A 14,939-nucleotide genomic window follows, 5' to 3' on the forward strand; every position below is an offset into this window, starting at 1 on the left:
ATGCTGCTCCAGCTGTCCCACGTCTACAAGATCTACGGCGAGCTCCACGCCGTGGACGACCTCAGTCTCGACGTCGAGCGGGGGGAGTGGCTCGCGGTCGTCGGCTCCTCGGGGTCGGGCAAGACCACCCTGATGAACATCATCGGCTGCATGGACACGCCCACGAAGGGCACGGTCACCCTCGACGGGCGCGAGCTCGGACGCCTCAACGCCTCCCAGCTCACCGATATCCGCAAGAACGTCATCGGACTGGTCTTCCAGCAGTTCCATCTCATCCCGCACCTCACGGCCATCGAGAACGTCATGGTGGCGCAGTACTACCACTCCATGACCGATGAGAAGGAGGCCATGGAGGCGCTGGAGAACGTGGGGCTGGGGGACCGCGCCCGTCACCTGCCGTCCCAGCTCTCCGGGGGCGAGCAACAGCGGGTGTGCATCGCCCGCGCCCTCATCAACCATCCCGAGATCGTCCTCGCGGACGAGCCCACCGGGAATCTCGACGAGGCCAATGAACAGCTCGTCCTCGACATCTTCCATCGTCTTCACGAGCAGGGCACCACTCTCATCGTCGTCACCCATGACGCCCATGTCGCCTCCAACGCCCAGCGCGAGATCCTCCTCAACCACGGTAGGCTCGTGGGGGAGAGGACCAATGGGACCGGGGAGACCCGACGCGAGCGCAGCATGCTCGACTTCAGCGGGGACGCCCCCGCGGAGCGGAGCGACGCGACGGAGGACGGAGCCGAGGACGAGGCGCCCCCCGGGCAACCGGCGTCCTCCCGCCCCGCCGACGAGCGGGATCAGGAGGAGAACCAGGAGGAGCACGAGTGAGCGCGCGCATCGCAGCAGCCCTCATGACGCGCAGATCCGTCGCAGCGGCGGGCGCCGCCCTGGCGGTGGTCGGTCTGGCCGCCTGCGGCGGCCGGGGCGCGACCCCCGGCAGTGACGAGTACGCGGGCAGGGCGCAGACCGCCAACCCGACCCGCTCCGCTGCGCCGGCGAGCGAGGCCGCGGCCGCGGCCGCGAGCCCCACGGGAGGTCCCTACGCCGACGGCACCTACACGCAGTCGGAGTCCTACGGCGTGGTCGACGGCATCATCGAGGAGGACTCGATCGACGTCTCCCTGACGCTGGAGTCCGGATACATCACCGGGGTGAGCATCACCGGGCACCCCTTCGCATCCAGGTCCGACGAGTACATCAACGACTTCTCCCAGGAGATCGATGGCGCCGTCGTCGGCCGCAGCGTGGAGGACGCCCACGTCACCGCGCTCGCGGGCGCCTCCAAGACCTCCGCCGCCTACAACGACGCCGTTGACGCCATCGCCGTCGAAGCCCGTACCGCGGCCGCTACGACCGCGTCCACCCCTCAGTAGCGCACCCAGAGACCCCGGCGGTCCGGGAGCGGTCCGCCCGCGCACCGATCTCCGGAGACAGGAGAGGAACCGAGTGGGCCGTCCCCGTGTCCCAGTCATCGCACTCACCGGTTACCTCGGGGCCGGCAAGACCACGCTCCTCAACCACCTTCTGCGCACCCCGGGGGCCCGCCTGGGGGTCGTCGTCAACGACTTCGGCGACATCAACGTCGACGCCGCCCTTGTGACCGGGGAAGTCGACGAGCCCGCCTCCGTCGCGGGCGGCTGCCTGTGCTGCATGCCCGATGCCGGTGGGCTGGAGACCGCCCTGGAGCGCCTGACGGCGGCCCGTCCCGACCTGGACGCCATCCTCATCGAGGCCTCGGGACTGGCCGAGCCGCCCAACCTGGTCAGGCTCCTGCGCTCGGCGGGGTCGCGTCGCGTGCGCTACGCGGGCCTCATCGACGTCGTCGATGCGGTCAACGACGAGCGCACCGCCGACAGCGCCAGCGGTGCCCCACCGGCGCGCTACCGCGCCGCGACCCTCGTCGTCGTGACCAAGACCGACCTGCTCGGCGCCGACGAGCGTCACCGCGTCCGCGCGCGTGTGACCCGCCGTGTCCGCTCGCGCAATCCGCGGGCGCTCGTCATCGAGGCCGACCGCGGTCGAATCGACCCGCTCCTGGTGATGGACGTGGCCCAGGAGACCGCGCCCCCGGACGAGCTGCCCCTGGCCGAGCTCACCCGGCTGGCGCGCGCCGAGGCGCACGGCGACCGTCACCACGCTCATGCCGACTCCCTCACCGTTGCCGCCCCGCTGCCCGTCTCGCCGGGCCCCCTGGCCGATCTGCTGGAGAGCCCGCCGGCCGACGCCTACCGGCTCAAGGGCGTCCTCGACGTCGCCACCGGCACCGGTTGGTCGCAGGCCCCCCTCGGAGCACGGCGGATGGTCGTCAACGTTGTCGCCGGGCAGGTGCACCTGGAAGCCGGACGGTCGACGCGCGACACCCGACTGGGGCTGGTCGCCATCGGAGCTCACCTCGGCGATGACGTGCGCCCCCGCCTGGAGGATGCGCTGAGGCCCGCCGGGCGACCGCCCGTCCCCGCCCATGCGGCCCGCCTGGATCGCATACGCCGACGCAGCCGAGGCATATGAGCCGCCGTCCGAGCTGATGTACCGTCTCGAGCGCCGATCCATCAGGTCCGATTCCCGGCTCCGCTCGCGGCGAGAGTGGCCCCCACCATGGCCTGCGAACTCCGCGACGCCGGTCAGGACGGTTAGGCTGGATCTATGACCCGCTCCAAGCCCATGAGCGCTGCCGACGCCTCTGCTCCGACCGTTCCCGCGCCGGTGGACGTCGACCGCATCATGGCGTGCGTGCGTGAGCTGGGTCTGCGCTTCTTCCTCGACGACGAGGGCGACATCGGCATCCCCTGGCGCTATGTCACCGTCCACGCCATCTTCCAGGACACCCGTGCCCTGCAGCTGCGCGGCGTGTGGCACCGAATCGCCGACACCGAGCACCTCACCGCCCTGCGCAAGCTGGTTGAGGAGTGGAATGCCACTCGCATCGGCCCCAAGGCCTACCTGACCATCGCCGACGGCGGCGTCGTCCGTCTTCACGGCGAGGTCACCTATCCCCTTGAGGCCGGGATGACCGACGCCCAGCTGGAGGACTTCGTCCTGACCGGCTGCCGTCTGATCGTCGCGCTCATGCGGGAGGCCGAGGACCTCTTCCCGGACCCGTTGCGCGGCAGGCTTGATCCATGAGCCGCCTGAGCGATCTTCTCGCCAGACTCCTGGGGCAGCCTCAGGGTCCTGCCGCGCCCTCCGGACCCGCCGACGAGGCACCGCGCTCGGCGGATGAGGCGCCGGTCGCCCGCCCGGTGGACCGCGACGACCGAGAACCGCGCACGGTCTCGGACCCTGCGACCGCGCACGCGAAGGATGCTTGCTCCGAGGACGATCCCGAGCCCACCGCCCAGGAGGTCGTCGGGGCCGCTGCCCGCCCCGAGGAGGAGGCCGAGACCACCAGTGAGCTCACGCTGGACCGCATGGAGACGATGATCACGAAGACCATGGGGTACGGGGTGCAGCGCCACGCGGAGTCCGGGCACCCGTGCCTGCTCGGCACGTGGGACTCCTATCCCTTCGTCATCGAGATCCCCGACGGCCACGAGGGCTGGCTCCTGGTCTCCGGGGACTGGGAGGAACCCGTCAGCGAGGGCCTGCGCGATGAGCTCGCCTCCAGTGTCAACGACTGGAACCGGGACAAGTTCTTCCCGACGGTCTCGATCATCGATTCCCCCTCCGGCTCGATGGTGCGCGCCACCTACCTCATCGACCTCAGCTCGGGGGTCACCGATACCCAGTTGCGCCTTCACCTGGAGACCGCCCTGTCATCGTGCACGCAGGCTCTCAGCCTGGTGCGTCCCCTCCTGCCCGAGCTGTGAGGGCGGTGCGGTGACCCCGTCCGTTGTCCGTGTCGCCGTGGTCGGCCCGACCGCCACCGGCAAGTCGGATCTGGCGCTCGACCTCGCCGATGCGCTCACCCGCGAGGGTCGGGCCGCGACGGACGCGGGCGGTATCGAGATCCTCAACGCCGATGCCTCCCAGCTCTACCGCGGCATGGACATCGGCACCGCCAAGCTGCCGGTCGCCGAGCGCCGCGGCTACCCCCACCACCAGATCGACGTCCTGGACGTGCGCGAGGACGCCAGCGTCGCCGCCTACCAGCGCCGCGCGCGCGCCGATCTTGAGAGCATGGAGGCGCGCTGCGCCCGCGCCGTCATCGTCGGCGGCTCGGGGTTGTACGTGCGCGCGGTCACCGATGCCCTGGAGTTCCCCGGCACCGACCCGCTCGTGCGCGACGCCCTGAAGGAGCGCGCTCGCCGCGAGGGCGCGCACCGGCTCTGGGAGGAGCTGAGCGAGGCGGATCCCGCTTCGGCACGGCGGATCGAGCCGACCAACACGCGCAGGATCGTGCGCGCCCTGGAGGTCCTGGCTGTCACCGGTCGGCCCTTCTCCGCGACCCTGCCCCGGTACGAGGATCTCGTGCCGACGCTGCACCTGGCGCTGCGCGTCGATCGCGCCGCCCTGGACGCGCGCATCGATGCGCGCGCCGTCGCCATGTTCGATGCGGGCCTGATGGATGAGACCGAGGAGCTCATGTCGGCGGGCCTGGACCAGGGAACGACCGCACCGCGCGCCATCGGCTACGCCCAGGCCATCGACGTGCTCCGGGGGCGGATCACCGAGGCGGACGCGGTGGAGCTCACGGCCCGGGCGACGCGCCGTCTCGCCTCGCGCCAGCTCAAATGGTTCCGCCGCGACCCGCGGATCCACTGGCTCGATGCGGTCGTCGACTCCGTCGGACGGTGGGAACCCGGGCAGCGCCGGAGCGTGACGCATCAGGCGGTCCGGCTGGTCGCCCAGGCGGACGAAGCGCACGCTCGCGTCGCCTAGGCTTGGGCCCATGACTACTGCCTCGCGTCTCGCGGGCCGCGAGCTCATCAAGGGCCACGGCACGGAGAACGACTTCCTCCTGCTCGTCGACCCCGAGCGGGAGGTCTCCGTGAGTGCCGCCGATATCGCCGCCGTGTGCGATCGGCGCGCCGGATTCGGGGCCGACGGCTTCGTGCGGGTCGTGCGCACCCGGTCGCTGCCCGGCGCTCAGGGCTTCCACGAGGCCGTGCCCGAGGCGGAGTGGTTCATGGACTACTACAACGCCGATGGCTCCGTAGCGGAGATGTGCGGCAACGCCTCACGTCTGTTCGCCGCCGTCCTGGACGCCGAGGGACTGCGCTCGATCGCCGACGGCGACAGCGTCACGATAGGAACCCGCGGGGGCGCGCGCGCCATCACCCGCGTGGGCGACCTGTGGACGGTCGACATGGGGCCGGCCCGCCCGATACGACCCGTCGGCGCCCTGGCCGATGCCGAGGAGGATGGCTGGGACACCGTCGTCGTCGTTCCCGGCCTGGAGGGGGAGCGCGCCGCCCTGTCCATCTCCATGCCCAACCCGCACACCGTGGTCGCCCTGGGAGACGAGGACGAGCTTCGTGCCGCCGACTTCGCCGGCTTGACGGACTCGGGGGATCCGGTCGTCTACGACCCTGCGCCGATGGCCGGCACCAACCTCGAGCTCGTGGTGCCGATGGGTGGGGACGCGGACTCCGCCACCGGCGACCGGGTGGGCCGGGCGAGTGTCCGAGTGCTGGAGCGCGGTGTGGGGGAGACCCGCTCATGCGGGACCGGCTGCTGCGCCGTGGCCGTGGCCCTGCACGTGTGGGAGGGCGGCGACGCGCCCGAGGACTACCTGCTTCAGGTGCTCGGGGGCGAGATCGGGGTCCACGTGGGCGCGGACCCGTTCGCCGAGGGCTCCACCGTGCTCTTGACCGGCCCCGCCGCGATCACCGGACGCGCGACCGTCTCCTGATCCCGCCACCTGCGAGCATCTTCCTTGAACGACGACCCTGCCCGAGCCCGGACCGAGGACGGAGCACCATGAACCGATCAGCACGAACCGATCAGGCCGCCACCGGTCGCATCGGGATGACCATCGTCACCGGCCTCATGCTGTTCGCCCTGTTCTTCGGCGCGGGCAACCTCATCTTCCCACCGGTGCTCGGCGCCTCGGCGGGCGACCGTCTCCCCGAGGTCATGGCGGGATTCCTCATCACGGGAGTGCTCCTGCCGCTGACCGCCGTCATCGCCGTATCCACCTCTGGTGAGGGCATCCTCGGGCTCGCGCGCCGTGCGGGCAGGCGCTTCGGCATGGTCGCGCCCGCGGCCGTGTACCTGTCGATCGGGCCGCTCTACGCGATACCGCGAGTGGTGACCGTCGCCTACGAGCTCGCGACCCGCCCCGTGCTGGAGCTGCTCGGCCTGGACCCGAGCCGGTGGGTGCTTCCAGTGCACGCCGCGGTATTCCTGGCCGTCTCCGTGCTCATCGCCCTGCGCCCCAGCCGCATGGCCGACCGCATCGGGCGCTGGCTCACTCCGGCGCTGCTGGTGCTCATCGCCGTGCTGTGCATCGCAACCGTGGCGAAGGCGGATGCCGTCAGCCACGTCGACCGCGTCGCCACGGGCCCGTACGCGGTCTCCCCCTTCAGCACCGGACTGACTCAGGGATACCTGACCATGGACGTCCTGGCGGCGACGGTGTTCGGCATCGTCGTCATCCAGACGCTGCGCTCCCGCGGGATCAGCTCGACCGGCCGGATCGTGCGCAACACCGCCGGCGCCGGCATCATCGCGGCGGCCTGCCTGGCCGCGGTGTACATCGGTCTGGCGATGATCGGGGCGAGGACCGACGGCGCCGCGGACGACGGCACGGCGCTGCTCCGGACGGCGGCCATGAACGCCCTGGGGTCGACGGGCGTCGTCGTCTTCGCGGCGATCGTGGTCCTGGCCTGCCTGACGACGAGCATCGGGCTCCTGTCCGCCTGGGCGGGCTACGCCTACGCGACCTTTCCCAGGGCGACCTTCTCGCGCCACCTCGTGGCCGGGGCCGGGTGCTCCTTCATCTTGTCCAATCTGGGCCTGGCGGTCATCATCATGATTGTCTCGCCCCTGACGCTGCTGCTCTACCCCATCACCATCACGCTCGTGGCGGCGACGATCGTCGACGTCGTCGCGCCGGGCCGCCTGCGAACCGCCTACACGTGGCCCGTGGCCGTGGCCAGCGCCCTCGGCCTCGTCTCGGCCCTGTCCGAGGCGGGCTGGGGCGCCCCGAGCGCGCTGCTGGCGCGGACCGGGGTGTGGAACGACTCGACGGGATGGATCGCCCCGACCCTGCTCGCCCTCGCCCTCGGAGCCTCCCTGGACGTGCGCGCGGGCCGCTGGGCGACGCCCGCCGGCGACCTGTCCGACGCCGCCGAGGACGTCGAGCGGGCCGTCACCGGTGTGGAGCCGGCTCGCCGGGACTGAGGCCGGTCTCGGGCCGGGGACGGGAAACGGGGAGCCGGGCCGCGAGCCGCGGAATCGATGTCCCGGGGCTCGGGCCCTTCCCGTCGCCCATCGAGCACCGGTTCCGCGAGCGCTTCGAGTGCCCGCGCGGGGGCGGCGCCCCGATCGGTCGTGGGGACCTGATGAGGACCCGGGACCGGGCGTAGCCTGCTGACGTGGCCCCCTACGATGACGTCCTGCTGGCCGCCGCCAGACAGGTGTTCCCCGACTCCGAGATCACCGTCGCCGATGCCATCCGCCTGCGCCTGAGGCACCACGACGGCGGCAGGGCCGAGTACTGGTGCTCCATCCCCGAGCAGGAGAGCCGGGGCCTGCCCTTCGAGGAGCGCGTGCGCATGACGGTGGACTACCTGCGGACCTTCACCATCGAGCACGAGAGGCTCGAGGAGGAGCCCTGGGAACGACTCATGCCCCTGGTCAGGCCCGCCGGCTTCCTCCGGTCGCCGTCGGTCGCCGGCGGGTCGATCAGCGGTCTCGTGGTCGCCAGACCATTGGTCGACCACCTGGTCGAGATCGTCGGTGTCGACTACCCCGACGTGACGAGCCCGGTGACCACGACTCGGGCCGAGGCGTGGAGGGCCCCGGTCGATCGTCTGCACGTGGCCGCCAGGAACAACCTGCTGCTGAGCGGTCTTCAGACCGAGATCCTGGCGATCGGCGCCACGGGCGAGGGTGCCGTCCATATCGTCGGCCCGCGCGGCTACGAGACGTCCTGGCTGGCCTTCCCGGAGGTCTTCGCCCGGCCGATCGGGGCGGTCGCCAACCCGGTCCCGGGCGAGTCCCGCCAACTCGTGTTCCCCGTGGCCCGCAACGAGATGTTCGTCCTCCCCGAGGCCGATGAGGCGGCCATCGCCGCCGCACTGGGGTACTCCGGCTCCCGCTATTTCAATGACCGGCGGGCCATGGCGCCCTTCGCCCTCGTCCACGAGGGCGGCGCACTGGTGCCGTGGCGGCGGTCCGGCAGCCCTCTGGCCAGGAGATCGTGGCTGCAGCGGCGCCGCTTCGTGCGCGACCAGTACGCCGCCCAGGTCGATCGTCCGGCGGAGGCCCGGCGGCTCCAGGACGATGCCTCCGGAAGAGCGGCGGCGCCCCTTCCCGTGGCCGGGCACGGCATCCTGCCGACCAGCACCGTCGTCGCTGTCGGGCTTCGCGGCCGTCGCGGTGCCGGCGGGGATTCCGACGGCGGCGTGCGCGGCGGTGGTCCGCTGCTGCCGCAGGTGGAGTACCTGGACCTGCGCTCGGAGCGCGGCAGGGTCGTCGTCCCGTGGCAGCAGGCCGTCTACGCGCTCCGCCTGCGGCTCGTGCGGGGGCGGATACCCGTGCAGTGGGCCATGCGCGCATGGACCGTTCACCGTGACGTGTGGGAGCGGCTGCGCCTGGCCGCGGTGGACCCGGAGGTTCTCGAGCGGGAGTGAGGGAGACGGAGGGGCCGAGTGCCCGGACGGCGGCGGAACCGCCTCCATGGAGTGGAGTCATCCGGGGCTGTTCGCTCGCCGATCGTCGGTCGGTCGCCGTCGCCCCTGGACCCGCAGGACGCGGAAGCCCTTGGCGGAGGCCGTCCGTGTCACGGCGCGGCCCGTGCCCTGCAGCCACGCCGCCAGCGAGTCCGCGCCCAGGTTCTTGCCGACGACGAACCACGCCTCGCCGCCGGGTGCCAGCAGTCCCAACCAGGACGCCAGCAGTGCGTGCAGGGCCTTCTTGCCGACGCGCACCGGAGGATTGGACCAGATGAGGTCCAGCCGCGTACCTTCGCGCTCCAGCTGCGCTCGCAGCGCAGCGGCCTCGATGGCATGCACATTCGCGCACCCGGCGGCTGCCGCGTTGCGGGCCGTCAATCCCAGGGCGCGCTCGTTGATGTCGGTGGCGAGCACGCGCGCACGTGGAGAGGCGTCGGCGAGAGCCAGGGTGATCGGCCCCCAGCCGCAGCCCAGGTCGAGGAGCGTGCCGCGCCCGGGCGGGTCGGGGACGTGATCGAGCAGGACTCGCGTGCCCCTGTCGAGGCGGTCGGGGGAGAACACGCCCGACGCCGTCATCACCGCGTGCTCGCGGCCGCGGATGAGGAAGGAGCGGGAGCGCTCCTGCGCGGCGACAGCGGGGGAGGGGGTGAAGTAGTGCTCGCTCACGTCCCGAGGCTAACCGGTTCGCCCGGCCCGGGGCCTCTCAGGCCGCGCGACGGGCCATGAGCGGCGCCAGGCCCAGCATGGCGGTCAGCACCACGACGACGGGAACCACGAGGACCTCCTCGACCCCGGCCGACGTCGGCGCCACCAGGGTCGTCACCAGGGTGCCCAGGGCAGCCCCGCCCACGTTGACCGCCACCGTCACCGCGGTGGCCGATCGGGTCTCCGAGATCCCGTCCGCCGCCCTCCCCAGCTCGGTCGGATCGGTCACGCAGCGGATGAGCGTGTCCTGGTGGGTCAGGCCCATGCCTAGTCCCGCCAGTCCCCAGCCCGCGTGCAGACCCCACCAGGGCGCCTCACCGGTGAGGGTCACCGCGACGAGGCCGCCGCCGACCGCGAAGAGCAGCCCGGCCAGGCCCGTCCGCACCAGGTACTCCCGCTGCTGTCGCGCGGGGTGGGCTCCGCACCACATGGCCACCGCGCTCCACAGGACCCCGGCGGTGGTCAGGGCCCAGCCGATCGCGATCGGTCCCAGGCCGAGGACGTCATGGCCAGCGGGGGAGATGAGGAAGTCGAGGGCGAAGTAGCAGGCGCACACCCACGTCAGCACGGCCAGGGCCGCACGGCGACCGGGCGCCAACCGCAGCACACCGGCGGGGAAGACTCGCGAGCAGGCCCAGACCACGCCTGCCAGGCCGAGAGCCGAGGCCGGCCAGAACCACGGTGACGCCGCCGGCACGAGCCCGATGAGGGCCACCCCGCCGGCCAGAACCGAGGCCGCCGCGAGCGGGGCGCCGGAGCGGTCGCCCGCGTCGTCGTCGGGCACCCGCAGACCCCGGATCTGCCGGGCCATCACCAGCCGCGCCGCCACCAGCACGGGCGCGTAGGCCACCAGCGCCCACCGCCAGCCCCAGCTCGAGCCGACGGCCGCGGCGTAGGCCGGTCCGATCAGGGAGGCGACCACCCACACGGCTGAGCTCGCCGCCAGGAACGCGCGTCGCCACGCCTCGGGAAGCCCTGCGACCATCGCCCCCGTGGTGACCGTCGCCAGGGCCCCCGCGGCCAGTCCGCGCACGATCTCCCCCAGGACGTAGACGCCCACATCCGGCGCCAGTGCTCCGGCTCCGGCTCCGGCGACGAGCACCGCCGTCAGGGAGGTCATGAGGCGGTCGGCGCGCCACCGGGAGAGCAATGCCCCGCCCAGCGGCATGGTGAGGAACGTCGGCACCGTCGCCGCTGCCGTCACCAGGCCGTAGCGAGCTCGTGCTGCCAGGTCCACGGCGACCAGCGGCAGTACCGTCTGGTTGATGTAGACCTGCATGCCCGCCAGGAGCTCGACCACCAGCATCGCCAGGGTCAGGCGCCCGATCGAAGTGGTGAGCACGGCGCGCGCCGAGACGGGCGGAGCGGCCCGGTCTGGAGTCCGGGGGCTCTGGGGGCTCGGGCTGGTCACAGTGGGAGAGTAGCCGCGTTCGCCATGATTCCGGACTGCCCGGGACGATGCGCGCGGGGTCGGCCCGCGTGCCGGGGACCGGATCCGGGGCCCGCCAGCGGCCCGGACGGGCGGGCTCCCTGGTCCGGGGTGCCCGACGGCGCTACGATGCCGCCATGTGGATTCCTCGTATGCGCTGAGCCGTTGACGGCTCCGCGTCGTCCCCAATGCGCCCCTCGCCCGCGCCCGGCACACCGGGCGGGTCCGTCGAGTCTCCGCTCCGGGCCGCCTTCTCGCATACGAATAGGATTCCTCGTGACTCATCGCTCGTCCCGCCATGACCCCACCATCGACGCGTCCGACGACTCGCCGGATGCCGCCCGCACCGCGGGTGCCGCGCGCCCGGTCGCCTCTCACGCCGCGGGCTCGGATCGGCCCACCGCCGAGGACGTCGTCAGCCGTGTCCTCTCGCGCGCCGGGACGGCACTGGCCTCCACCGCGGGCGGATATCCCGGCCGTGAGTCCGATGACGACGGCGCCCTGGAACGGGAGGCGCGCGCCGGCATCCGCCGTGTCGCCGGCCTCAGTACCGAGCTCGAGGACGTTGGCGAGGTCGAGTACCGCCGGATCCGCTTGGAGCGGGTCGTGCTCGTCGGCCTGGACCTGTCCAGCGGCACTGCGCCCGGATCCGGCTCCCGGGCGCTCAGCGCCGCCCAGGACGCGGAGACCTCGCTGTCCGAGCTCGCAGCACTCGCCGAGACCGCCGGCTCCCAGGTCCTGGACGCCCTCATCCAGAAGCGCGATCACCCCGATCCGGCCACTTATCTCGGGTCCGGCAAGGCCGCGGAACTGGCCGAGATCGTCGTCACCGCGGGCGCCGACACGGTCATCGTCGACGGCGAGCTCGCCCCCTCCCAGCGTCGTGCGCTCGAGGACGTCGTCGGCGTCAAGGTCGTCGACCGCACCGCCGTGATCCTCGATATCTTCGCCCAGCACGCCAAGTCGCGCGAGGGCAAGGCCCAGGTCGAGCTCGCTCAGCTGGAGTACCTGCTGCCGCGCCTGCGCGGCTGGGGCGACTCCATGTCCCGCCAGGCCGGAGGACGGGTCGTCGGAGGCCAGGGCATCGGCTCGCGCGGCCCCGGCGAGACCAAGATCGAGCTCGACCGACGCCGCATCCGCCGCCGGATGGCCAAGCTCCGCCGCGATATCAGGGCCATGGCCCCTTCACGGGAGGTCAAGCGCGGCTCGCGCCACCGCGGTCCCATCCCCTCGGTCGCGATCGCCGGCTACACCAACGCCGGCAAGTCCTCGCTCATGAACCGGCTCACCGATGCGGGCCTCATGGTTCAGGACGCTCTCTTCGCCACCCTCGACCCGACCGTGCGCCGAGCCGAGACCTCCGACGGGCGCGTCTACACCCTCACCGACACGGTCGGCTTCGTTCGCAACCTCCCCCACGAGCTCATCGAGGCCTTCCGATCGACCTTGGAGGAGGTGGCGGGCGCGGACCTCGTCCTCCACGTCGTTGACGCCGCCCATCCCGATCCCCTCGGCCAGGTGACGGCGGTGCGGGCGGTGATCGCCGAGATCCCCGGGGCGCTCGATGTCCCCGAGCTCATCGTTCTCAACAAGACCGACCTCGCCGACGCCGTCACCCTTGTGACTCTGCGCACGCGCCTGCCCGGCGCGATCCAGGTCTCCGCCCGCACCGGCGACGGGATCGACGAGCTGCGGGCGCGCATCGCGGCCATGCTGCCGCGCCCGGATGCGCACGTCGATGTCGTCATCCCCTATTCGCGGGGCGATCTGCTGCTCGGTCGGATCGAGACAAGCAGCGCCGTGCGTCATCCCCTATTCGCGGGGCGATCTGGTCTCCAGGGTGCACGCCGACGGTGAGATCGACACGATCGACTACGCACCCGACGGCACCCGCATCGTCGCCAGGGTCGACGCCGCCCTCGCCGCTGAGCTGCAGGCCGCCGCCCTGCGCGACGCCGCTGCGGGCCCGATGCCGGACTCCCCGTGAGCCCGGCCGACGACACGGTCTCCGCCGACTCGGCCGACGGGGACGGGCGCGTCCTCACCTCTCTCGACGAGGCCGTGCGTCGCCTCCGGGGCGCCCCGCGCCCCGGGCAGGTCGAGATGGCCGCCCGCGTGGCCGATGCGCTGGAGACCCGAACGCACCTGCTGGTGCAGGCCGGCACGGGCACCGGCAAGTCCCTGGGCTACCTCGTGCCCGTCATGGTTCGCGCCGTCGATGCCGGGGAACGGGCCGTCGTCTCCACGGCGACGCTGGCCCTCCAGCGGCAGATCCTGACCCGGGACGCCCCCCTGGCCGCGGACGCCGTCGAGGTCGTCACCGGGTCGCGACCGGGCGTCGCGCTGCTCAAGGGCTGGCAGAACTACGTGTGCCGTCATCGTCTGGAGGGCGGTTACCCCGACGACGAGGGAGCCCTCTTCTCCGCCGGGGAGGCGACCACGGCGGGGCGCATCGGGGAGGCGGGCCGGCGCAGCGTCGGGGAGCAGGTCGTCCGGTTGCGCGAGTGGGCGGCGGACACCACCACCGGCGACCGTGATGATCTCGTCCCGGGCGTCTCGGACCGGGCCTGGGCGCAGGTGTCGGTGTCCAGGGCCGAGTGCCTGGGCCCCTCCTGCCCGCTGCGCGAGGAGTGCTTCCCCGAGCTCGCCCGCGCCGCTGCGGCCGAGGCCGATGTCGTCGTGACCAACCACGCCATGCTCGGCATCGCCGCGGCGGGCAACCCCGGAGTACTGCCCGAGCACCGGGTCCTGGTGGTCGACGAGGCTCATGAGCTCGTCGAACGGGTCCGCTCCCAGAGCACCGTGAGCCTGTCCGCGGCCGCCGTCATGCGCGTGGCCGCCACCGCGCGGCGGGGGGCCTCGGTCCTCGTCACCGAGTTGGAGTCCGCCGGTCGGCGGCTCCAGCTCTCCCTGGCCGATCTGCCCGACGGACGACTGCGCGACGGCCCTCCTCCAGTCCTGCATGAGGCGCTCGTCGTGCTGGATGCCGCGGCGCGCCAGGTCCTCGCGGACGTGCGCGAGGCCGCCAGGGCCGGGAGGAAGGGCGCGGACGCCGGCGGGGCCGGGGGCGTGGCGCTGGCCCGCACCGCCGTGTCGGACCTGGTGGGGGCCATTGAGCGCATGACCTCGGACTCGGTGCGCGAGCATCGTGACGTCGCCTGGGTCGAGCGGCCTCGTATGGGGACCGAGCCCCCGCGGCTCACGCTGGCGCCCGTCGATGTCGCCGCCTCCGTGGCCGACTCCCTGCTGGGCGACCGCGCCGCCGTTCTGACCTCGGCCACACTGGCCCTGGGAGGCGGCTTCGAGCCGATGGCCCGCGCTCTGGGGCTCACGCTGGCCGCCGGTCAGTGGGACGGCGCGGACGTGGGCACGCCGTTCGACTACGCCCGCCAGGGCATCCTCTACACCCCCACCCACCTGCCCAGGCCGGGCAGGGGCATCTCCGAGGCGGTGCTCGACGAGATCCTCGCCCTGACCGAGGCGAGCGGTGGCGGCATGCTGGGCCTGTTCTCCTCACGCCGCGCCGCCGAGGAGGCCGCCGGGGTCCTGCGCGGCGCCACGGCCCTGACCGTCTACGCCCAGGGCGATGACCAGCTGCCGACCCTGGTGGAGGCCTTCGCCGCGGAGGAGGACTCCTGCCTGGTGGGAACCCTGTCCCTGTGGCAGGGCGTGGACGTGCCCGGGCGCGCCTGCCGCCTGGTCATCATCGATCGCATCCCCTTCCCCCGTCCGGACGACCCCGTGGCCCAGGCCCGCAGCGAGGCCGTCGCGGCCGGAGGCGGAAACGGCTTCATGAGCGTGTCCGCCGCCCACGCGGCCCTCCTGCTCGCCCAGGGGGCGGGGCGGCTCATCCGCCGTTCCGAGGACCGCGGCGTCGTCGCCGTCCTCGACCCGCGCCTGCGCACGGCCCGGTACGGCGCTTTCCTGGCCCGTTCCATGCCGGGGCTGTGGCCGACTCGCGACCGCGATGTGGTCCTCGGCGCGCTTGCGCGGCTGGCCGCGACGAGTTGACGGCGCTCAGC

General features: G+C 72.7%; 12 protein-coding genes and 1 pseudogene. 11 read left to right on the top strand and 2 right to left on the bottom strand.

All coding sequences use genetic code 11. From position 1 onward, the window contains the following. The 9 genes from G448_RS14960 to G448_RS0103600 all read left to right on the top strand — a co-directional run bounded on the left by G448_RS14960 (position 1) and on the right by G448_RS0103600 (position 8,741). A complete protein-coding gene (locus G448_RS14960) occupies positions 1-831 on the top strand; it encodes an ABC transporter ATP-binding protein (protein WP_034494226.1) in 831 nt (276 codons plus the stop codon). After that, the gene (locus tag G448_RS0103565; RefSeq protein ID WP_026406866.1) at positions 828-1,376 is read left to right on the top strand and encodes a hypothetical protein; all 549 of its coding nucleotides are present in this window, start codon (positions 828-830) and stop codon (positions 1,374-1,376) included. Before G448_RS14960 ends, G448_RS0103565 begins: the two co-directional genes overlap by 4 nt. A gap of 73 nt (positions 1,377-1,449) precedes the next feature. Further along, the gene (locus tag G448_RS0103570) at positions 1,450-2,511 is read left to right on the top strand and encodes a CobW family GTP-binding protein (RefSeq protein WP_026406867.1); all 1,062 of its coding nucleotides are present in this window, start codon (positions 1,450-1,452) and stop codon (positions 2,509-2,511) included. 135 nt (positions 2,512-2,646) lie between these two features. Then, positions 2,647-3,126, top strand: a complete 480-nt coding sequence (locus tag G448_RS0103575) for a YbjN domain-containing protein (protein WP_026406868.1) — start codon at positions 2,647-2,649, stop codon at positions 3,124-3,126. Continuing rightward, positions 3,123-3,809, top strand: coding sequence for a type III secretion system chaperone family protein (locus G448_RS0103580; protein ID WP_026406869.1), 687 nt, complete (start codon positions 3,123-3,125; stop codon positions 3,807-3,809). Before G448_RS0103575 ends, G448_RS0103580 begins: the two co-directional genes overlap by 4 nt. A gap of 10 nt (positions 3,810-3,819) precedes the next feature. Next, positions 3,820-4,821, top strand: a complete 1,002-nt coding sequence (gene miaA, locus G448_RS0103585) for a tRNA (adenosine(37)-N6)-dimethylallyltransferase MiaA (protein ID WP_026406870.1) — start codon at positions 3,820-3,822, stop codon at positions 4,819-4,821. Between the two features lie 10 nt (positions 4,822-4,831). Continuing rightward, positions 4,832-5,794 (top strand): diaminopimelate epimerase, encoded by a 963-nt coding sequence (dapF, locus tag G448_RS0103590; RefSeq protein WP_026406871.1) that lies wholly within the window; start codon positions 4,832-4,834, stop codon positions 5,792-5,794. 68 nt (positions 5,795-5,862) lie between these two features. Next, complete coding sequence (gene brnQ, locus G448_RS0103595) at positions 5,863-7,287, top strand: branched-chain amino acid transport system II carrier protein (RefSeq protein WP_034494227.1); 1,425 nt, start codon at positions 5,863-5,865, stop codon at positions 7,285-7,287. A 194-nt stretch (positions 7,288-7,481) separates the two neighbouring features. After that, entirely contained in the window at positions 7,482-8,741 is a 1,260-nt protein-coding gene (locus G448_RS0103600) for a hypothetical protein (protein ID WP_026406873.1), read from the top strand. A 57-nt stretch (positions 8,742-8,798) separates the two neighbouring features. Here the strand turns inward: G448_RS0103600 and G448_RS0103605 are convergent, their stop codons facing one another. Then, complete coding sequence (locus G448_RS0103605; protein WP_026406874.1) at positions 8,799-9,449, bottom strand: class I SAM-dependent methyltransferase; 651 nt, start codon at positions 9,447-9,449, stop codon at positions 8,799-8,801. A 37-nt stretch (positions 9,450-9,486) separates the two neighbouring features. Beyond that, a complete protein-coding gene (locus G448_RS0103610; RefSeq protein ID WP_051268596.1) occupies positions 9,487-10,899 on the bottom strand; it encodes an MFS transporter in 1,413 nt (470 codons plus the stop codon). A 327-nt stretch (positions 10,900-11,226) separates the two neighbouring features. On the opposite strand from G448_RS0103610, the pseudogene hflX reads away from it, so the two are divergent. Next, positions 11,227-12,904: pseudogene (gene hflX, locus G448_RS14965) on the top strand (GTPase HflX). Further along, complete coding sequence (locus G448_RS0103620; RefSeq protein ID WP_026406876.1) at positions 12,901-14,928, top strand: ATP-dependent DNA helicase; 2,028 nt, start codon at positions 12,901-12,903, stop codon at positions 14,926-14,928. The pseudogene hflX and the gene G448_RS0103620 overlap by 4 nt, the downstream one beginning before the upstream one ends. Positions 14,929-14,939: the final 11 nt, after the last annotated feature.

It is taken from the genome of Actinomyces gerencseriae DSM 6844, from assembly GCF_000429265.1.
GTDB classification, from domain to species: Bacteria; Actinomycetota; Actinomycetes; order Actinomycetales; family Actinomycetaceae; genus Actinomyces; species Actinomyces gerencseriae.

Coding starts and splice junctions, on each gene's coding strand:
- G448_RS0103575 (WP_026406868.1), top strand. CDS start 2,647: ATGACCCGCTCCAAGCCCATGAGCGCTGCCGACGCCTCTGCTCCGACC.
- dapF (WP_026406871.1), top strand. CDS start 4,832: ATGACTACTGCCTCGCGTCTCGCGGGCCGCGAGCTCATCAAGGGCCAC.
- G448_RS0103580 (WP_026406869.1), top strand. CDS start 3,123: ATGAGCCGCCTGAGCGATCTTCTCGCCAGACTCCTGGGGCAGCCTCAG.
- brnQ (WP_034494227.1), top strand. CDS start 5,863: ATGAACCGATCAGCACGAACCGATCAGGCCGCCACCGGTCGCATCGGG.
- G448_RS14960 (WP_034494226.1), top strand. CDS start 1: ATGCTGCTCCAGCTGTCCCACGTCTACAAGATCTACGGCGAGCTCCAC.